Annotated in this window: 17 protein-coding genes and 2 tRNA genes; 14 read left to right on the top strand and 5 right to left on the bottom strand. The window is 54.7% G+C overall.

Annotated elements, in window-relative coordinates; all coding sequences use genetic code 11:
- Positions 1-7 precede the first annotated feature (7 nt).
- The 6 genes from IF205_RS13705 (at position 8) to ccoS (ending at position 5556) form a co-directional block, all read left to right on the top strand.
- Positions 8-181 carry a cbb3-type cytochrome c oxidase subunit 3 gene (locus tag IF205_RS13705; protein WP_259779923.1) on the top strand — a complete coding sequence of 58 codons (174 nt, stop codon included), beginning with the start codon at positions 8-10 and terminating at the stop codon, positions 179-181.
- 2 nt (positions 182-183) lie between these two features.
- The gene (gene ccoP, locus IF205_RS13700) at positions 184-1056 is read left to right on the top strand and encodes a cytochrome-c oxidase, cbb3-type subunit III (RefSeq protein ID WP_259779922.1); all 873 of its coding nucleotides are present in this window, start codon (positions 184-186) and stop codon (positions 1054-1056) included.
- 75 nt (positions 1057-1131) lie between these two features.
- A complete protein-coding gene (gene ccoG / locus IF205_RS13695; protein WP_259779921.1) occupies positions 1132-2607 on the top strand; it encodes a cytochrome c oxidase accessory protein CcoG in 1476 nt (491 codons plus the stop codon).
- Positions 2608-2612: 5 nt separating this feature from the next.
- Positions 2613-3110, top strand: a complete 498-nt coding sequence (locus IF205_RS13690) for a FixH family protein (protein ID WP_259779920.1) — start codon at positions 2613-2615, stop codon at positions 3108-3110.
- An 18-nt stretch (positions 3111-3128) separates the two neighbouring features.
- The gene (locus IF205_RS13685; protein WP_259779919.1) at positions 3129-5390 is read left to right on the top strand and encodes a heavy metal translocating P-type ATPase; all 2262 of its coding nucleotides are present in this window, start codon (positions 3129-3131) and stop codon (positions 5388-5390) included.
- A 10-nt stretch (positions 5391-5400) separates the two neighbouring features.
- Positions 5401-5556, top strand: coding sequence for a cbb3-type cytochrome oxidase assembly protein CcoS (gene ccoS / locus IF205_RS13680; RefSeq protein WP_259779918.1), 156 nt, complete (start codon positions 5401-5403; stop codon positions 5554-5556).
- A 46-nt stretch (positions 5557-5602) separates the two neighbouring features.
- Here the strand turns inward: ccoS and IF205_RS13675 are convergent, their stop codons facing one another.
- The 3 genes from IF205_RS13675 to IF205_RS13665 all read right to left on the bottom strand — a co-directional run bounded on the left by IF205_RS13675 (position 5603) and on the right by IF205_RS13665 (position 7068).
- Positions 5603-6358, bottom strand: a complete 756-nt coding sequence (locus tag IF205_RS13675; protein WP_259779917.1) for a protein phosphatase CheZ — start codon at positions 6356-6358, stop codon at positions 5603-5605.
- A gap of 201 nt (positions 6359-6559) precedes the next feature.
- A tRNA-Asn gene (locus IF205_RS13670) sits at positions 6560-6635 on the bottom strand.
- A 359-nt stretch (positions 6636-6994) separates the two neighbouring features.
- Positions 6995-7068: transfer RNA gene (locus IF205_RS13665), tRNA-Cys, on the bottom strand.
- A 231-nt stretch (positions 7069-7299) separates the two neighbouring features.
- On the opposite strand from IF205_RS13665, the gene IF205_RS13660 reads away from it, so the two are divergent.
- The 6 genes from IF205_RS13660 (at position 7300) to IF205_RS13635 (ending at position 13922) form a co-directional block, all read left to right on the top strand.
- The gene (locus IF205_RS13660) at positions 7300-7953 is read left to right on the top strand and encodes a protein-L-isoaspartate O-methyltransferase family protein (protein ID WP_259779916.1); all 654 of its coding nucleotides are present in this window, start codon (positions 7300-7302) and stop codon (positions 7951-7953) included.
- Between the two features lie 65 nt (positions 7954-8018).
- Entirely contained in the window at positions 8019-9401 is a 1383-nt protein-coding gene (locus tag IF205_RS13655) for a TolC family outer membrane protein (RefSeq protein WP_259779915.1), read from the top strand.
- 156 nt (positions 9402-9557) lie between these two features.
- On the top strand, positions 9558-10190 hold the full coding sequence (locus tag IF205_RS13650; RefSeq protein WP_259779914.1) for a DUF2497 domain-containing protein: 633 nt from the start codon (positions 9558-9560) through the stop codon (positions 10188-10190).
- 75 nt (positions 10191-10265) lie between these two features.
- A complete protein-coding gene (locus tag IF205_RS13645; protein WP_259779913.1) occupies positions 10266-12917 on the top strand; it encodes a valine--tRNA ligase in 2652 nt (883 codons plus the stop codon).
- Positions 12918-12999: 82 nt separating this feature from the next.
- On the top strand, positions 13000-13320 hold the full coding sequence (locus IF205_RS13640) for a hypothetical protein (protein WP_259779912.1): 321 nt from the start codon (positions 13000-13002) through the stop codon (positions 13318-13320).
- Between the two features lie 80 nt (positions 13321-13400).
- The gene (locus IF205_RS13635) at positions 13401-13922 is read left to right on the top strand and encodes a thymidine kinase (RefSeq protein WP_375542650.1); all 522 of its coding nucleotides are present in this window, start codon (positions 13401-13403) and stop codon (positions 13920-13922) included.
- Positions 13923-13964: 42 nt separating this feature from the next.
- On the opposite strand, the gene IF205_RS13630 is transcribed toward IF205_RS13635, so the two are convergent.
- Entirely contained in the window at positions 13965-14831 is an 867-nt protein-coding gene (locus IF205_RS13630; RefSeq protein ID WP_259779910.1) for a dimethylarginine dimethylaminohydrolase family protein, read from the bottom strand.
- A 204-nt stretch (positions 14832-15035) separates the two neighbouring features.
- Here IF205_RS13630 and ilvD point away from each other — a divergent pair, with 204 nt between their 5' ends.
- A complete protein-coding gene (gene ilvD, locus IF205_RS13625; protein WP_259779909.1) occupies positions 15036-16886 on the top strand; it encodes a dihydroxy-acid dehydratase in 1851 nt (616 codons plus the stop codon).
- A gap of 117 nt (positions 16887-17003) precedes the next feature.
- Positions 17004-18494: a M81 family metallopeptidase gene (locus IF205_RS13620; protein ID WP_259779908.1), complete on the top strand. Its 1491-nt coding sequence runs from the start codon at positions 17004-17006 to the stop codon at positions 18492-18494.
- 6 nt (positions 18495-18500) lie between these two features.
- Here IF205_RS13620 and IF205_RS13615 read toward each other — a convergent pair whose 3' ends face one another.
- A complete protein-coding gene (locus tag IF205_RS13615; protein WP_259779907.1) occupies positions 18501-19679 on the bottom strand; it encodes a benzoate/H(+) symporter BenE family transporter in 1179 nt (392 codons plus the stop codon).
- Positions 19680-19766 lie beyond the last annotated feature (87 nt).

Raw genomic sequence — 19766 nt, 5'->3', positions numbered from 1 at the left:
GGGTGTGATGGATAATATCGTCTCTCTAGCCAATAATCTCTGGAACATATGGCTGTTTGCCTTGTTTGCCGGCGTTGTGATCTGGGCCCTGTGGCCGTCAAAACGCCGTAAACAGGAAATGGACCACGCGGCGAACATCCCGCTGATGGATGATGAGACGCGCGCCAAGCCGGGAGCGTAATCATGAGTAAAGATAAAAACGTTGATCCGATTGCCGGTGTCGAAACCACCGGTCATGAGTGGGATGGTATTCGCGAGTTGGATAATCCGCTGCCCCGTTGGTGGCTGTGGGTGTTTTATGCAACGATCGTGTTTTCCATCGGTTATGTGGTTCTCTATCCGTCTATTCCGCTCGGCAAGACCTATTTCAAGGGGTTGTTGGGCTATTCGCAACGTGTCGACATTGCGAAAGAGATGGAAGTGGCCAATGAAGCGCGTGGTGCGATGTACCAGCGAATCCTGAATGAAGATCTGCAGAGTATTCGTCACAATGACGAACTGTTGAACTTCAGTCTGGCTGGTGGTCGTGTCGCATTCCTGGACAACTGTGCGGCTTGTCATGGCACGGGGGCAACGGGTGGTCCGGGTTATCCGAACCTTGCGGACGATGACTGGCTGTGGGGTGGTAGCCTTGATGCTATCCACACCACGATCAGCCATGGCATCCGTTGGGAAAAAGACGAGGATACGCGTTTTTCTGAAATGCCGAACTTCGGCTCGGATGGCATGCTTGATAGTGACCAGATTTCGGCCGTGGCAGAATATGTTCTGTCGTTGTCCGGGATCGATCATGACAGCAAGCTTGCCGAACAAGGTGCTGTCGTCTTCGAGGAACAATGCGTGGCGTGCCACGGCGAAGGCGGCGTTGGCGGTCGTGAATTCGGGGCGCCGTCCCTGAACGACCAAGTATGGCTCTATGGCGGCAACAAGCAGGAAATCATGAAGCAGTTGACCAAAGCGCGTCACGGCCAAATGCCTGCCTGGAGTGGCCGTCTTGATGAAGCCACCATCAAAATGCTCACCGTTTACGTCCATTCCCTGGGCGGCGGCGAGTAAGTAACTGTTCGCGGATAGGAGCCCCGAAGGATGGGTATTGTGAAGACATCTGGTCAGGCGCAAGAGGGTAAAGTGATGACGAATGCTATGGCAGGAAAAGAGGAAACAGCAGGAGGAGGCGGAAACGCTCCCGAGCTGGCACCTCTCTATGCCAAGCGTGAGAAAGTCCATCCCAAACGCGTCTGGGGCCTCTACCGCAAACTGAAATGGGTCGCGTTGATCGTTTTGCTGGCGATCTACTATATTGCGCCCTGGTTACGATGGGACCGTGGGCCCGGCGTACCCGATCAGGCCTTCCTGATTGATATGCCGGCCCGTCGGGCCTATTTCCTCAGCATCGAGATATGGCCGCAGGAGGTATATTATCTTGCCGCCATCCTGATTTGCGGTGCACTGGGACTATTCCTGGCAACGTCATTATTTGGACGCGTTTGGTGCGGGTTTGCATGTCCGCAAACCGTTTGGACCGATTTCTATGTCTGGGTCGAACGGTTCGTTGAAGGCGATCGTGCTGCCCGTATTCGTCTGGACAAGGCTCCCTGGAGTTTTGACAAGATCCGCAAGCGCGTTGTTAAGCACTTTATTTGGTTGTTGATTGCCTTGCTGACCGGCGGGGCGTGGATCATGTATTTCGCTGATGCACCGACGTTGGTGAAAGAAGTCATGAACCTTGAAGTGAGCGGGAACGTATTGTTCTTTACCGGTTTGTTCACCGCCACCACCTATCTGCTGGCAGGTTTTGCACGTGAACAGGTTTGTACCTACATGTGCCCCTGGCCGCGTATTCAAAGTGCCATGCTCGACGAAGACTCGATGATCGTCACCTATGAAGCTTGGCGCGGGGAACCTCGTTCCAAACCGGCACGGGATGGTAATTATGAAAACCGCGGGCATTGCATCGACTGTAACAACTGTGTGGTTGTCTGCCCGACGGGTATTGATATTCGCGACGGCAACCAGTTGGAATGCATCGGTTGCGGTTTGTGCATCGACGCCTGCAACAACGTTATGGATAAATTGGATCTGCCCCGTAATCTGATTGCCTATGACTCGACCAACCGTCAGCACGCCCGTTCCGAACAGAAAAAAACGCGTATCCGCTTCGTCCGACCGAGGACGATTTTCTACGCAATCCTCATGATCATTGGTTTCAGTGTCATGGGGTATAGCCTGACAACACGCTCTTTTCTTGATGTGAGTGTGTTGCGTGATCGTAACCCCTTGTTCATTCAGTTGAAGGACGGTTCCATTCGCAATGGCTATACGCTCAAAATCCTGAACAAGACCCAACAGGAACAGAGTTACGTTCTGGAAATCAAGGGACTCGACCAGGCTCAGATGAAGGTAACGGGCCATGACGATGTCGGCGCACGCCTGCAGTTGAAGGCGGAACCGGATAGTGTGAAGACTTATAAGCTCTATGTGACGGCACCGAAAGCGGCCTTGTCCGGTCAAAGTACGGATATGCAGCTTGTCCTGTCCGAGGTGGACAAGGACGGCTCTCACGAGAGTGTTGTCAAAGACAGTGTGTTTATTGGGCCGAAGAAGTGAGCGTTATGATGACTGAAGCTGTCGCTGAAACTCCAAAACGCAGTAAAATCCCTCTGTTTTTCTTTGCTTTCTTTGGCGTAGTGCTGCTGGCGAACAGCATTATGATCTATATCGCCCTGTCCAGTTGGACTGGCCTGGAAACGAAGAACTACTACATTAAAGGGGTGCATTATAATGAAGCCCTGAAAGGGGCTTCGGAGCAGGCCGAGCGTGGCTGGTCCTCGACCGTGGCGCTTCGGGATGTTCACGGTCTGAGCGGTCGTATTGTCGTGCATCTCGTCAAGCCAGGCGACGTTCCCATCGTCGGCGCGGATTTCAAAGCGGAAATATTGCGCCCTACAACAACCGGTTTCGACCAGACCATTGCGTTGAGCGAAACCGCACCGGGAACCTATGAAGGCGTGGTAACCTTTCCCATGAAGGGGCAGTGGGATATCCGCCAGGTTGTGCACCATAAGGACGGGTCTTACCAGGCTATAGAGCGTATCATGGTCAAGCCGTGATCTCAGGGACGATTGTCGATGGTTGATTTCGCCGGTGGTTTGTGTTGCCCAGTTGTAACGGATGTAGAAGGCAAGAGCAGCCTTGCAAAGGCCGGTGAATTCGTTGGCGACATCGCATCCTATATTGAGCAGGACTCGGATGGGCTCCACGTCATCCGGTTTCTGGTCGATGGTATCCACTGTGGCGGCTGTATCCAGACAATAGAAAAGGCGCTGGGTGAAATAGATGGCGTCGTGGACGCGCGTGTAAACCTTTCAACCAGCCGGCTTGTTGTCCGTTGGGAGCAGGATAAGGTCCCGGCGACGCTGTTTGTTTCCAAGCTTGCTGGGCTGGGCTATCGCGCCGTTCCCTATAATGCCGAACAGCTTGAAAAGGGCAGGGACAGCCGGGAAAAGTCATTGCTTCGTGCGATGGCCGTTGCTGGTTTTGCCGCCGCCAATATTATGCTGCTTTCGGTTGCAGTCTGGGCGGGAAATGTGTCCGATATGGGCCCCTATACGCGAACCTTCCTTCATTGGGTATCGGCATTGATCGCAATTCCTGCGGTGCTCTACGCCGGTCGTCCATTTTTCAATTCGGCCATGGCAGTCTTGAAGCAGGGGCGCACGAATATGGATGTGCCCATTTCCCTGGCTGTCTTGCTGGCCACGGGAATGAGCCTTTCGGAGACCATGCGTGGTGCTGAACATGCCTATTTCGATTCCGCGATAACACTTCTGTTCTTCCTGTTGATTGGCCGCTATCTGGATACACGCGCCCGTAGCAAGGCCCAGGCAACTGCCGAGCAGCTTATTTCGCTGAATGCTGTGGCCGTCACTGTTCAGAATGAAGATGGCAGTGTCACTGTTGTTCCACCTGCAACGGTGAGGGCAGATCAGAAGGTGTTGGTGGCGGTCGGTGAAAAGGTCGGCATTGACGGTACGGTCATTTCTGGAAAATCGGATATCGACACCAGCGTCATCTCCGGCGAAACCGTGCCGCAGGTTGTCGGTCCAGGCGACAAGGTTTTCGCAGGCATGCTGAATGTGAGTGGTCCTTTGACCCTGCGCGTTGATGCAGTAGGGGAGTCGACCCTGCTTGCGGAAATCTGCCGGTTGATGGAGCACGCCGAACAACGCAAGGCACGTTATGTCGGCTTTGCGGACAAGGTTGCCCGTGCTTACGCTCCGGTCGTGCACACATTGGCCGCGCTGACATTTGCAGGGTGGCTGATCTGGGGCAGTATCGGCTGGCAGGAATCGCTGATGGTTGCTGTGGCCGTGTTGATCATAACCTGCCCCTGTGCGTTGGGACTGGCTGTACCGGTTGTGCAGGTGGTCGCCAGCGGCAGGTTGTTGCGCAATGGCACCTTGTTGAAGTCGGGCTCCGCATTGGAACGACTGTCTCAGGTTGATACCATTGTATTCGACAAAACCGGTACGCTAACCATCGGCAGACCGAGCTTGCGGCGTCATACGGGCGACTATAGCGACGACGACCTGGATCTTGCAGCGGCGGCGGCGCAACACAGCAAGCACCCATTGGCGCAGGCACTATCATCCGCAGCCATTGGGAGAGATACGGTCGCACACGACCTGGATGTCCAGGAGATCGCTGGCTGTGGTTTGACATGGAAAATGCCTGACGGGACCTACAAGCTGGGCGCCAGGCGCTGGATCGGGATTGAAGAAGACCAAAGTGCAGGGCCGGAGTTATGGCTGAGCTATCCTGGCGGGCGCACGGTCTGTTTCCGGTTTGATGACCAAATCCGTCCAGATGCAAAACCGGTTATCGAATGGTTGCAGGATAAAAATATTGATGTGCTTCTTTTGTCCGGCGACCGCAAGGCTACAGTGGAGAATACGGCTCGCGATTGCGGGATAGCTACGTGGCAGGCAGAATGCTCGCCAGCAGACAAGGCGAATACCCTTGAGACTTTAGCCCGCGATGGCAAGCATGTTATGATGGTTGGGGATGGTATCAACGACGCGCCCGCACTGGCGTCCGCCTTTGTTTCCATGTCTCCGACAACAGCAGCGGATATAAGTCAGAATGCAGCCGATATCGTATTCCAGGGCAGTAGATTGCAGCCCGTAATCGACGCGATGAAAATTGCTGTCAGCTCCGAGCGGTTGGTGAAGCAGAATTTCGGATTGGCATTTGCCTATAATATTGTAACGATTCCTCTCGCGATGATGGGATTTGTGACACCGTTACTGGCGGCGCTTGCGATGTCCTCTTCTTCGCTGGTTGTTATTAGTAATGCGTTGCGCCTGAATTGGACGGGCAAGCGCGGTTAGTGAGTTTCCCATGGACGGTCTGCTTCTCCTGATACCACTTGCGATATGCCTGGGGCTCGGAGGTTTGTTTGCGTTCCTATGGGCACTGAGATCGGGGCAGTTCGACGACCTCGACGGTGCCGCCCACCGTATTCTGCTGGATGACGACGAAGACACAGAAGGCTGACGGATAAATATCCGCAGCACCGAAAATAGTCTTTTGTGCCTGTAACCTAATCGAACAGTTTGTCGATTTCGTCCTGGGTGATGCCTGCGCCTTCCTGCTGTGGGCCTGCAAGTAGAGCGGCATCCGGGTCCGCATCATCTCCCTGGGCCTGGGGAAGGGGGAGTTCTTCAAACGCCTGAATGCCCCAGATATCAATCATCGCCCGAATGCGTTCTTCGATAAACTGCATGGTCGTGACGACTTTGTTGATCCGCTGTCCTGTAATGTCCTGGAAGTTGCAGGACTCCATGATCCGTGTCAGGTGCGAGGCAATCTTGTCCGAACAGGTCAGGATGTCTTCGTCCTCATGGGCGAGGGCAGCGATATGGGTGATTTCCTTTTCGATGCTTTCCGTTGCCTCGAGAATGTCATTTGTGGCGCTTTCTGTGGCCATCACAATGGCATCCAGTTCGCCGGAGGCCTCGACGATGCGGTCGTCCTCTGCGTGAGGGTGGCGGATTTGGGCAAGTTCCGTTTTCGCTTTTGCGATGGATTTCACCATCTGGGCCAGCTCGATGCGCAGGTGTAAGTCTGCGCCATCCTCATCCGGATGGGCCAGGTTGCCCTTGTCCTGCTGATCCGCTGTTCCGGTCATTTGTTTAATGTCCGCCACTTCTGCTCTCAACGCAGTAAGGGCTTCCATGATTTCAATAATGCCGCCGGGGGATGCCATCTCTCCAGTCGTAATTTCAGGATAACCTTCGGCCTGCTTCTTCATCGATTTCTCGATAGAATAGACTTTACGCGGTTCATACGATGGCATGCCAATATCTCCCTTTCTTGCCCAGCCGTTTTTTTATTGTACCCCGTGCCGGAATATCTTTAGCCCATTTATATGACGGAATGAAATTCAAGTCATATGATTTTGGTTCGAAAGTTGGAGGGGTAAACCCTGTTCTAAAAAGACGGGAGCAAGTGGACAAAGAAAAAGAGGCTTTGAGTAAATCAAAGCCTCTTCTTGAATTGGCTCCGGCGGTAGGACTCGAACCTACGACAAAGCGGTTAACAGCCGCTTGCTCTACCAACTGAGCTACGCCGGATCAGCGTGTTTTGCTTTTTGAGGAGCGGTGCTCCCCGTCGGCGAGGCGGTGTATATCAAGCTGCTTTGAGTTTGCCAATACCTGTTTTAAAAAAAAAATGACATTTTTTTGTGAGGGTGAATAAAACTAAGGATTTCAGTGGGGTAGGGACAGGTTAAATTCCACGACGACACGCGGCTGATACCGTAAGACGGCTGACATTTCGAGGCTGAATCGGAATCAATTTCATGTCGGCATGTAAATATTTTCTGGTGCCAACACATACCGGGCAGGAGGCGCCGCCATTCATGCCAATAATATCTCGAGCACGACTACATTAGGAGGATAGACAAATCAGATTTTGATTTAAGAGAGAGAAGTGGAGGCGCGGACCGGAATCGAACCGGTATACAAGGATTTGCAGTCCTCTGCGTAGCCACTCCGCCACCGCGCCTCAAACGCTGTATCGTCGAACTGCCTTGTTTCCGACGGAGTGTGATAGCTTTGTCCCTTGGACGGAGGTCATATACGCACCGTGAACGGATAGGTCAAGGACGACTTTTGCAAATAAAAACTTTATTGTAATCCTGATGCTGTGGATTGCATTGGAGGACAGGGGAACCTATAAATCAGCAAACTCCGAAAGAGTGTTCTGATACTTATCCTGAAACGGAGAGAACGGATCATGGATTTTGCCATCGCCCGTCGCAATATGGTTGAAAGCCAATTGCGGACCAATAAAGTCACGGATGAAGACCTTCTGTCAGCCATGCGTGAGCTGCCCCGCGAACTGTTTGTTCCGGCCCAGAATCGCAGTTTGGCCTATATTGATGAAGACATTCCGGTCATCAACAGTCGCTTTATGATGGAACCGATGGTGCTTGCCCGCCTGTTCCAGACCTTGCAGGTTCAGCAGCAGGATTCAGTGCTGGTCGTCGGCAGTGGCTCCGGCTATTCGGCTGCGGTTGCCAGCAAACTGGCGGCATCTGTTTTTGCCCTCGAAAATGACGCGACCTTGCTCAGCCAGGCCAACCAGATATTGACTGACATGGCGATCGACAATGTTGTCGTTGTGGAGGGTGCCCTGTCCGAAGGGTATGCCTCACAGGCACCTTACAATGTTATTCTGGTGGATGGTGCGGTAGAAACTTTACCTCAGACCTTGCTGGATCAACTGGCGGAAGGCGGTCGTCTTGCGGCAGTTGTTATTGATGAGGAAGGTATTGGACGCGCAATGCTTTATTGGAAGCAACGCGGCATTATCTCGCACCGGCCGCTGTTTGACGCTAATGTTAAGTTGTTGCCGGGCTTTGAGAAAAAGAAGGGCTTCGTCTTTTAATTGAGACGAAACGTTGTAAATATTAGTCTATAAACAGCAATTAAAGATCACCGAAGGGGTTGACGATGAAAGGCTTTGGGAAGGCAGCTTTTTCAGCGCTTTTGCTTGCGGGGGTAAGTAGCTTGCCCCTTCAGGCCGATGCTCAGACATTGGAGGAGGCGCTTAGCGCGGCCTATGCCAACAACCCGACCCTGCAGGCTCAAAGGGCTGCCTTGCGGGCTGTCGACGAAGGATTGCCTCAGGCGCGTTCCGGGTGGCGCCCGACGGTGACCCTGCTTGGTGATCTTGGCAAGAAGCGGATTAAGTCGGACACCCCGACTGTTGATGCTGACTGGGATACGAGGACAACCTATTCAGGAACCTTGCAGGTTACGCAAAACCTTTATGCAGGTGGCGGGACCGAGGCAGGCGTTGCGAAGGCCGAGTCAGACATCCTCTCACAGCGTTCCCGCCTGCGCTCGACAGAGCAGACCATCCTGCTCCGCGCGGCGACGGCCTATCTTGACGTTTACCGGGATTCTGCGGTTCTTGAACTGAATATCCAGAACGAGGCGCGTCTCGCCAAGCAGTTGGAGGCTACCAGAGACCGTTTTGAAGTTGGAGAAGTGACGCGTACTGACGTGGCTCAGGCTGAATCCCGTGTGTCCCGTGCTCGCGCCGACCGCATCTCAGCACAGGGTGCCCTTGAGACCAGCCGGGCTGTTTACGAGCAGATTGTTGGTGAGCAGCCGAAGGACCTTGCCAAGCCGGATTTTGCCGTCAATCTGCCGACCAGCCGCGATGAGGCGGTGACACTTGCCACCGATCGGAACCCGGATGTTGCGGCAAGCGTTTACGACCGTGAATCGGCATTGCATCAGGTGCGTGCGCAGGTTGCCGATCTGCTGCCAAGCGTGGACCTGACAGGCAGTGCCAGCCGCGCCCGGAACAAATCCGGTAATGACACAACCGTTGATGACATGACCATCGAAGCCTCGGTGTCCATCCCGGTTTATCAGGCAGGCTTTGAAACCAGCCAGGTTCGTCAGGCGAAACAGACTGTGGCGCAAAGCTCCAAGCAAATTGAAGAAGCGCGCCGTACCTCGATTGAATCCGCGACCAGTTCCTGGGAAGATTATCAGACGGCATTGGCTGAAATCCGCGCCTACGAGGAAGAAGTCCGGGCGACGACCATTGCCCTGGAAGGGGTGCAGCAGGAAGCATCTGTCGGGTCTCGTACGGTTCTTGATGTGTTGGATGCACAGCAGGAATTGCTGAACGCCAACGTCAGCCTCGTCCGCAGTCAGCGTGATGAACTGGTTGCGCAGTTCGGGTTGCTCGCCGCAGTGGGCGGTCTGACCGCCAAGGAAATCGGTCTGGGCATCGATTACTATGACGAGACGGATCACTATAATCGCGTGAAAGACAAATGGTGGGGACTGGGCGACGATTTGCCCAAGTACGAATAACGCCGATACTGACCGGAAAATGTTGCCAATGAAAATTGGTGACATTTTTCGAATCGGAGTACCATCGTCTCGTAAGCCCTTCAAATAGCTTGCAGGATTAGTTAGGGTAGCAGAATGGGTGGCGTAACACGCGCCGAGTTTTGGGACTGGTAAGATATGAGTGACGCAGAACAAGAGCCTTCGATGGAGGAAATCCTCGCATCTATCCGAAAGATTATTTCGGAGGATGAAGAGGAAGATGCTTCGGAAGGCGAGGACGTCACCGAGGCACAACCGGAAGAAGACTCCCTGGAATTGACCGACGAGGTTGAGGAAGAGGATGCCCTGGAACTGACCGATGAGGTTCAGGAAGAAGAGCCGGAGCCTGAACCAGAGCCGGAACCGGAACCTGAGCCTGAACCTGTGATGGAAGAGCCAGAGCCGGAACCCGAACCGGAGATGGACATCGAGCAGGATGTCGCTGCATTCGTTGAAGAAAATGACTTGCAGGACGACGCGCCGGAGCCACTTGAAGAATTCACGCCGCCGGTACCCGCAGAGACGGGGGAAGACCGCATAGTGTCGAATCTGACCGAGGCGGCCGGAGTTGCCTCCTTTGCGCATCTTGAAAAATCCATTCGGATGGGGCATGCAGGGGAGACGCTGGAAGAAATTGTCAAAGGCCTGTTGAAGCCGATGCTTCAGGGCTGGTTGGACGAAAACCTTCCGGACATGGTTGAGCGACTTGTACAGCGGGAAATCGAAAGAATGTCCGGCGGTGCAAGGCGTCAGAACGACGACATGGACTGACCTGCCTGTGCCTCGTGTGCGGCGGGGCATTTCATTTTATTTTGTTGAAGACATACTAGCTGTTGCGAGGTCCAGATGCTGGACAAGACCTATGAGCCTGCTCAAGTTGAAGACAGGCACTATAAACGTTGGGAAAACGAAGGCTGTTTCAAGCATGGTCAGAATGAAAATTCTGACCCGTATACCATTGTAATCCCGCCGCCCAATGTGACGGGCAGTCTTCATATGGGCCATGCCCTGAACAACACCCTGCAGGATGTTCTGATCCGCCATAAGCGGATGCAGGGCCTGGATGTCCTTTGGCAGCCGGGCATGGACCATGCGGGCATTGCCACGCAGATGGTCGTGGAACGCAAGCTGGATGCTGAAGGGATCAAGCGTCGTGATCTGGGGCGTGAGAAATTCCTGGAGAAGGTCTGGGAATGGAAAGGCGAGTCCGGCGGCAGCATCACCAATCAGCTTCGCCGTTTGGGTGCGTCCTGTGACTGGAGCCGTGAACGCTTCACCATGGATGACGGGTTGAGCCGTGCGGTTCTCAAGGTCTTTGTCGAACTTTACAAGCAGGGTCTGATCTACCGGGACAAGCGGTTGGTCAACTGGGATCCAAAGTTGGAAACCGCAATTTCCGACCTGGAAGTGGAGCAGAAGGAAACCAACGGCCACATGTGGTATTTCCAATACCCGGTCGAAGGCTCCAACGAATCTCTGACTGTCGCGACAACGCGGCCCGAAACCATGCTGGGGGATACCGGTATTGCCGTCCACCCGGATGATGAACGCTACCAGCATTTGATCGGCAAGGACTGCGTGCATCCGCTGACGGGGCTCAAGCTGCGTATTGTCGGTGACGACTATGCGGACCCGGAACAGGGAACCGGTGCGGTCAAGATGACGCCTGCGCATGACTTCAATGACTTTGAAGTCGGTCGCCGTCATGACCTGGAGATGATCAACGTCTTCACGACAAAGGCGACCATCAACGACAATGCGCCGGAAAAATACCGGGGCATGGATCGTTTTGAGGCCCGTGATGCCGTGATCGCCGACATGGATGCCCTGGGCCTTTACGAAAAGGTCGAGGACCATGTTCATATGGTGCCCTTCGGGGATCGTGGTGGCGTTCCGATCGAACCCTTCCTGACAGATCAGTGGTATGTTGACGCCAAAACCCTGGCCAAACCGGCAATTGAGGCTGTTGAAGACGGCCGGGTGAAATTCGTTCCGGAACAATGGACGAAAACCTACTACGAATGGATGTATAACATTCAGCCGTGGTGCGTCTCCCGCCAGCTTTGGTGGGGCCATCAGATTCCGGCCTGGTACGGACCGGATGGTGAGGTCTTCGTCGAGACGAGCGAAGAAGAAGCCCAGAAAGCCGCGGAAGCCCATTACGGCAAGGCCGTCGAGTTGAAACGGGACGACGATGTGCTCGACACATGGTTCTCTTCAGCTCTTTGGCCTTTCTCGACGCTGGGCTGGCCGGACGAAACGCCGGAACTGGTCGACCGTCACTATCCGACGGACGTTCTGGTCACCGGTTTCGACATTATCTTCTTCTGGGTTGCCCGGATGATGATGATGGGCATGCATTTCATGGAAGAAGAGCCGTTCCACACGGTCTACGTTCATGCACTTGTCCGGGACGAGAAGGGCGCCAAGATGTCCAAGTCCAAGGGCAATGTGATCGACCCGCTTAAGCTGATCGACCAGTATGGCGCTGATGCCTTGCGGTTCACGCTGATTTCCATGGCGGCTCCGGGGCGGGACATCAAGCTCGCTACGTCACGTGTGGAAGGCTACCGGAATTTCACCACCAAGCTGTGGAATGCCGCGCGTTTCTGCGAGATGAACGAATGTGTGCTGGGACAGGATTTCGATCCGAAAACAGCAAAGGAAACGGTCAATCGCTGGATTGTCAGTGAGGTGGTCAAAACGACCCGTGCCATTGATGAGGCTCTTGCCGTTTATCGCTTCAACGATGCAGCGTCCGCGATCTACCAGTTCGTCTGGGGCACTTTCTGTGACTGGTATGTCGAACTGATCAAACCGCTGCTCAACAGCGACGATGCCGCTGTCGTGGCCGAGACTCGTGCCTGTGCCGGTTGGGTTCTGCAGCAGATCCTGCACCTGATGCACCCGTTCACACCGTTTATAACGGAAGAACTCTGGGAAAAGCTGGGCAAAGGCACCGATCAGCCTCTTATCACTGATGCTTGGCCGTCTTTCGAAGACGATATGATTGACGCCTCTGCTTTGGAAGAGATGAATTGGGTCTTGGGGCTTATTTCCGGTGTCCGTTCGGTCCGTTCGGAAATGAATGTGCCGCCTGCGGCTAAAATCCCGATGTTGTTGCAAGGTGGTAGTGATCAGGACAAGGCCTGGCTGGAAAGCAATTGGGCGGTTATAGGCCGACTGGCTCGCCTGGAAAGCTATGCTTTTGACGGCGAGTTGCCGAAAGGCTCGATTGAACTGCTTCACAATGGTGCACGTGTTGGCCTGCCTCTGGCAGAGGTCATCGACCTGAACCAGGAACTGGCACGTTTGGAAAAGGCCATCAAAAAAGCAGATGGCGAGATCACCAAGATCGAGAAGAAGCTTTCCAATGAGGGTTTCCTGGCCAAGGCGCCTGAAGAAGTTGTCGAGGAGAACAAGGAACGCCTGGCAACGGAAAAAGACGCACGGGCCAAGCTCCAGGACTCTCTGGATCGAATTAAAGCAGCTCTTTAAACAGGGGCTGTGGTCTCATTGTGTTGTGAAAACGGGCTCTGCGGATTAACGCAGGGCCCTTTTTCTTGGGGAGGTAAATGTCATGTCCGATCTGGGAATCGTGGTCTATCGGCCGGGGCGGGAACCCGGCACCCTGGAAGCAGACTGGTATTCGGATGAACTGGACCGGAAAGTGGTCTGCAAAGGTGTGGCAAAGGGCGGCATACCGGGGAGGATCGAGGGGGATTATAAAGTCTTCTATTGCGGTCCCGACGACGAGGATGACGATTGCTTCGACCTTTCCATTGAGAAGGAGGGTGAAATCTTCGTTGGCCGATGGTTCGAAAAAGGCAAATTCATATATCACGGATTTGGAATCGTGATTGACGGTGGCATCGCAATGGCCTGGCAAAAAGTTAAATAATAAGATTAATTTTATTCGTTAAGGCTATGGCAAAACTTCACTTTTACTATTCATCAATGAATGCTGGGAAAAGCAAGATCATGCTGCAATCCAGCTATAACTATCGTGAGCGCGGGATGAATACGATGCTGTTCACCGCCTCCTTGGATGATCGTTATGGTATCGGGCGGGTTGCATCGCGCATCGGTTTGGAGGCGGATGCCCATATCTATCGCGCCGACGACAATCTGTTGGAGATGGTAGAGGAAGCCCACGCCAACGACACCATGTCCTGCACCCTGGTGGATGTGGCGCAGTTCCTTACGCGTGATCAAGTCTATCAGTTGACCGACGTTGCCGACCATTTGGGCATCCCGGTCATCTGTTATGGTTTGCGGACCGATTTTCAGGGCAATCTGTTCCCCGGTAGCGAGGCATTATTGGCCTGGGCTGATGAAATGCGTGAGGTGAAAACCATCTGCCATTGCGGCAGCAAGGCAACGATGGTGGTGCGCATGGACGAACAGGGCAATCCGGTCAAGGATGGTGACCAGGTCGCAATCGGCGGCAATGACCGCTATGTCTCCATGTGCCGAAAGCACTGGAAAGAAGCTCTCAAATAGAAAAAGGCCCGGCAAAACCGGGCCTATCATGTGACTGCAGACTTATGCTGATCGTACCAATGGCCTGGTCAGGCAGGTCGGGCCGCCTTCGCCTTTGCGGCTGATTTCGTCGCCCTTATAGACGTGGACTTTGCACCCGGCCGCTTCCAGGCGGCGTTTGGTTTCGGGCAGCCGATCCAACATCACCACCTCGCGCGGGGCAATGGCAAGGACGTTGCATCCCATGGGCAGGAATTCTTCTTCCGGCACTTCAACGTAACCAAGGCCATGCCCGTCAAGCCAGTCCAGGAAGCTTTGCGGCATTAATGGCCGATAGATCACGGCCAGGTCCGCATCGACGGGAGAGATCATGGACATGAGGTGGAAGACGTCATCCGGGTGATCCGGTGCGGGAAGGGGGACGACATGCAGGTCCACATCTTCGCCCAGAAGCCCATGCAACTGGCGAATGCCTTCTTCGTTTGTGCGCGGGCCAAGCCCGACCGCTGCTGCTTTTTCATTCAGCCAGATAAAATCGCCGCCTTCTACCTTGCCCGGCGCTTCGATCCGCCCAAGGACGTTGATGCCTTTCGATGCGAGGATTTCCCCATGGATGGCGGGTTCGTTGTTCCGCGATTCACGGCCCATGTTACACAGAATAAGGCCGTTTGGGGAAATGATGGCGGCATCGCGGACGTAAATGGCGTCCAGCGTCAAGCTGTTGTCCGCCGGCAACTTGTGCAGGGAAATCCCTGCATTCTCGTAGATTGACAGCAGTGTTTCATATTCGCGGAAAGCTTCTTCTACATCAGGCTCCGCATGAAATCGCAAGTCCTGCCATTCAGCTGTCGCCTTGGCCTGATCGCGAAAAGCGGCTTGAGCAGGTCGAATAGCAAGTTGTTCAATTCGACCGTATTCATTGAATGCCATCGTCTTCACCCATTGTTTTACAAATGTATAATTATGGACGGCTATCTTACTTGAACAAATGGCTAATGCAACAAGCGCATTATTGACGACATATGAAAACTGCTTTGAATAGGTATTCAGCGAATGTTTTTGGCTTTTATGTATTGCCTGACGAAGTTATGTTGCCGGGACTGTAACAATTTATAAGCTGCACGAGGATCAGGCATGCCCGACTATCGTTCCAAGACGACCACCCACGGCCGTAATATGGCGGGCGCACGCGCTTTATGGCGTGCGACGGGAATGAAGAATGAAGATTTCGGGAAGCCTATTATTGCCGTGGTCAACTCCTTCACCCAGTTTGTGCCGGGTCATGTCCACCTGAAGGATATGGGCAGCCTTGTTGCAGCCGAGATCGAAAAGGCAGGCGGTGTTGCCAAGGAATTTAATACAATCGCCGTGGACGATGGTATTGCCATGGGGCATGACGGGATGCTTTACAGCCTGCCGTCGCGTGAGCTGATCGCCGATTCCGTTGAATATATGGTCAACGCTCATTGTGCGGATGCGATGATCTGCATTTCCAACTGCGACAAGATCACGCCAGGGATGCTGATGGCGGCAATGCGCCTGAATATCCCGGCGATCTTTGTCTCCGGCGGCCCGATGGAGGCCGGCAAGGTCGTCCTGCAGGAAGGGGAGCGTATGGTCGATCTGGTGGATGCCATGGTCGAGGCTGCAAACCCCAAACGGTCGGACGCGGAAGTTGCTGAATTTGAACGCTCCGCTTGCCCGACCTGCGGGTCCTGTTCCGGCATGTTCACAGCGAACTCGATGAACTGTCTTGCCGAAGCAATCGGTCTTGCCCTGCCGGGTAACGGGTCGGTTCTGGCAACGCATGGCCTGCGCAAATCCCTGTTTGAAGAGGCGGGACAACGCATTGTCGGTCTTGCGCGCCGCTACTATGAGGACGGCGACGAAAGTGTAACGCCGCGCGGTATCGCAACGGCAGCGGCCTTTGAAAACGCCATGGCGTTGGATATCGCCATGGGGGGCTCGACCAACACGGTATTGCACCTGCTTGCCATCGCACGCGAAGGTGAGGTGGATTACAACATGAACCATATGGATCAGTTGTCCCGCCGGGTGCCGCAGCTCTGCAAGGTCGCGCCGTCCACGCAGACGGTGCATATGGAAGATGTTCATCGTGCCGGCGGCATTATGGGGATTCTCGGGTCGTTGGACCGCATGGGGCTGATCAACCGCGATACGTCTACCGTGCATGAAAAGACGATCGGGGATGCAATTGAGAAATGGGATGTTGCCCGCACGTCTGATCAGGCCATTGTCGACTTCTATCGCGCCGCCCCAGGCGGTGTACGCACGACGGAGGCTTTCAGCCAGAACCGCATGTATACGGAACTGGATACAGACCGGGCATCCGGTGTCATCCGTGACGGTGAAACGGCATTCAGTTCGGAAGGTGGTCTGGCGGTGCTGTTCGGCAATATCGCCCAGAACGGGTGTATTGTTAAAACGGCGGGCGTTGACGAAAGCATCTTGAAATTCAAAGGGTCAGCAAAGATTTTTGAGAGCCAGGATGCGGCTGTTGCCGGTATTCTCGGCGGCGAAGTTACTGAAGGCGATGTGGTTGTCATTCGCTATGAGGGGCCGAAAGGTGGCCCGGGCATGCAGGAAATGCTCTACCCGACCAGCTATCTTAAATCCATGGGCCTGGGTAAGGCCTGTGCCCTGATTACCGATGGTCGTTTCTCCGGCGGCACTTCCGGTCTGTCGATTGGTCATGTCTCACCGGAAGCAGCCGAAGGCGGCAATATTGGCCTCGTCGAGGCGGGGGATGCCATTGAGATCGATATCCCCAACCGCACAATCAACGTGCTGGCCGATGATGCCGAATTACAGCGCCGCCGTGATGCGATGGAAACGCGGGGCAAGGACGCCTGGAAGCCTGTTGTGCCGCGCAAGCGCAAGGTCTCCAGGGCGCTTAAAGCCTATGCGGCCTTTGCAACGTCTGCAGACAAGGGCGCGGTGCGTGATCTTGGCGACGTTGAATAGGTAACAATAACTTTGCTGGAATCCCGGAAAAGGTCGCGTATGGTATAGCGGCCTTTTCCTGTTTTATGGGAAACTCTTAGTAACAATTTGGTCTGTATGGGTAATTTGGGGGTCAATATGGCGCGGATCGCGGTTGGCGGTTTTCAGCATGAAACCAATACTTTTGCTCCGGTGAAAGCCGATTTCGATAAATTCGTGCGCGCCGACGGCTGGCCGGCCCTGGTACGCGGAGAGGACCTTCTTCCTGGAATTGACGGTGTTCATCTGCCCATTACCGGTGGCGTGGAAGAACTGAAGAAGGCGGGGCATGATCTCGTCCCGCTGTTGTGGTGTTCCGCAACGCCCAGCGCGCATGTAACGGAAGATGCCTTTGAACGCATCGCTGCAATGTTCCTTGAGGATTTGAAAGCAGCGGGGCCACTGGATGGTATCTATCTGGACCTGCATGGCGCGATGGTGACGGAGCATCTGGAAGACGGTGAGGGCGAGTTGCTGCGCCGCATTAGGGGCCTTGTTGGGGATGACCTTCCAATAACCGTCAGTTTGGACCTTCATGCCAATGTGACGCCGTTACTTGTTGAATTAGCAGATGTTTTGGAGATTTACCGGACCTATCCGCATGTGGATATGGGGGAGACCGGCGCCAGGGCAGCACAGCAGTTGAACAATATCCTGGCAGGCGCACCGAAACCGAAGAAGGCGTTCCGGCAGGCGGAATTCCTGATTCCGTTGAACTGGGGCTGCACCTATATGGACCCTGCAAAAGGCCTGTATGAGCAGACGCTGCCACAGCTTCTAAGGAATACCTCTGCTGTGACCGGACTGTCTTTTGCCTGCGGTTTTGCCTTGGCGGATATTGAACATGCCGGGGCCTCTGTTGTGGCTTATGGAGAGACGCAGGAAGCCGCGGATGCCGCTGCGGATGCAATGATCGCGGCAGTGAATGCCTGTGAGGCTGGTTTCGGCGGCCCGATCTATGACGCTGCCGAAGTGGTGAAGCTTGCCAGGTCTATGGCGGAGGATGCTGACAAACCCGTCGTCATTGCCGATACGCAGGATAATCCCGGTGGTGGCGGCCCTGGAGATACAACAGGGATGCTGCGTGCGCTGGTTGCCGGTCAGGCAGAAGGCGCGCTTCTGGCCATGCTGATTGATCCCGTCTCTGCGGCACAGGCCCATGAGGCCGGTGAGGGGGCGACGCTGTCTCTGGCCCTGGGCGGCCGGGAGTTCCCGGGCGACGAGCCCTTTGTTTGTGACTGCACGGTGTTGGCCTTGGGGGACGGTGTATTCACCGGAACCGGCCCTATGTGGGGCGGCGCGCGTTTCCAATTGGGGAATATGGCCCTTCTTGAGACAGGGGGCGTGAAAGTTATTCTTGCCTCCAAGGGCATGCAGGCGGGTGATACCGCGATGCTCCGTCACCTGGGTGTAGAGCCAGCCGACCTTCCGATCATAGCGTTGAAAAGCTCCGTACACTTCCGTGCGGACTTCCAGCCCTTGGCGGAAGAAGTTCTTGTCGGCGCGGCACCGGGCCCCGTTTATGCGGATCCGGCCCGGTTGGAATTCAGGCGTCTGCGTGCCGGCGTTCGTCTTTCACCCGGAAAATAGGTCGGTTTAACCTGCCTGCTGTGCCCGTTGGCGCTGGTGCGTAGAAATGCCGAATATCACCAGCCCCAGAAGGAGGCCCCAGAAGGCGCTTCCAATCGAGAAAAGTGAGAAGCCGGATGCGGTTGCGGCGAAAGCCATCATTGCCGCATCCCGGTGATCTACGTCCTGCATGGCCGCATGCAGGCTATTGCCGATTGTCGAGAGGAGCGCCAGCCCGGCGATCGCTGCGACCAGCTCCTCCGGAAAGGCGGCGAACAGCGCCACGATGGTGGCCGCGAAAAAACCCGCAATCATGTAAAAGAACCCGGCATAAATCGCTGAAATATATCGTTTGTCCGGATCCTCATCGACCTCTTTACCCATGCAGATGGCAGCCGTGATCGCAGCCAGGTTAAAGGCAAATCCGCCGAATGGCGCCAAAAGCAATCCGGTAATTCCGGACCAGGTAATAAGCGGGGAGGCGGGCACCTGGTAACCGTGGGCCCGCAGAGTTGCCAGGCCCGGTACGTTCTGCGATGCCATCGTGACAACGAAAAGCGGGATGCCAACGCTGATTAATGTATTGATGTTGAAGGTGGGCATGACGAAGACCGGGGACGTCAGCGCAAAGTCGACATTGTCGAAATGAAGCTGCCCGGAGAGGGCGGCGAAAGCTATGCCAAATCCGAAGGTAAGGGGAATAACATATCGTGGAATAAGAACTTTCCCGATCAGGTAGCTTGCAATCATACAGCCGACCATAGGAAGTTGCTGCTCAAGGCCGGGGAAGACCGCCAACCCAAACCTTAATAGCACGCCGGCGAGGATCGCGGCAGCCAGAGACTTTGGCACCAACGCCATGATCCGGTTGAACCAGCCAGTCAGGCCGCAAAGGGTGATAAGGGTCGAAGAGAAGATAAACGCCCCTATGGCCTCGCTCATCGGAACGCCGTGCAGGCTGGTGACGAGCAGGGCGGCCCCCGGGGTGGACCACGCAATCAGAACAGGTGTGCGGTAGTAAATGGATAGGGCTGCACTGCAAATCCCCATCCCCAACCCAAGCGCCCATAGCCAGGAACCTGTCTGTTCTGCTGTCGCACCACCGGCTTGCGCTGCCTGGAAAATGATAACGGCGGCACTGGTGTAGCCGACAAGGATAGACACAAATCCCGCAGATATCTGGGAGGGGGAGAAGAACCTGAGCATAATTCCAGCTTTCGCTTTAAAGAGTTTGTGCGCTATAACGCATATCCTGATGTGGCTATAACATTTGTGCGTTAAAACGCACAATGG

Origin of the sequence: Aestuariispira ectoiniformans (assembly GCF_025136295.1) — a bacterium.
GTDB classification, from domain to species: Bacteria; Pseudomonadota; Alphaproteobacteria; order UBA8366; family Aestuariispiraceae; genus Aestuariispira_A; species Aestuariispira_A ectoiniformans.
This window is presented reverse-complemented; position numbering and strand designations above follow the sequence as displayed.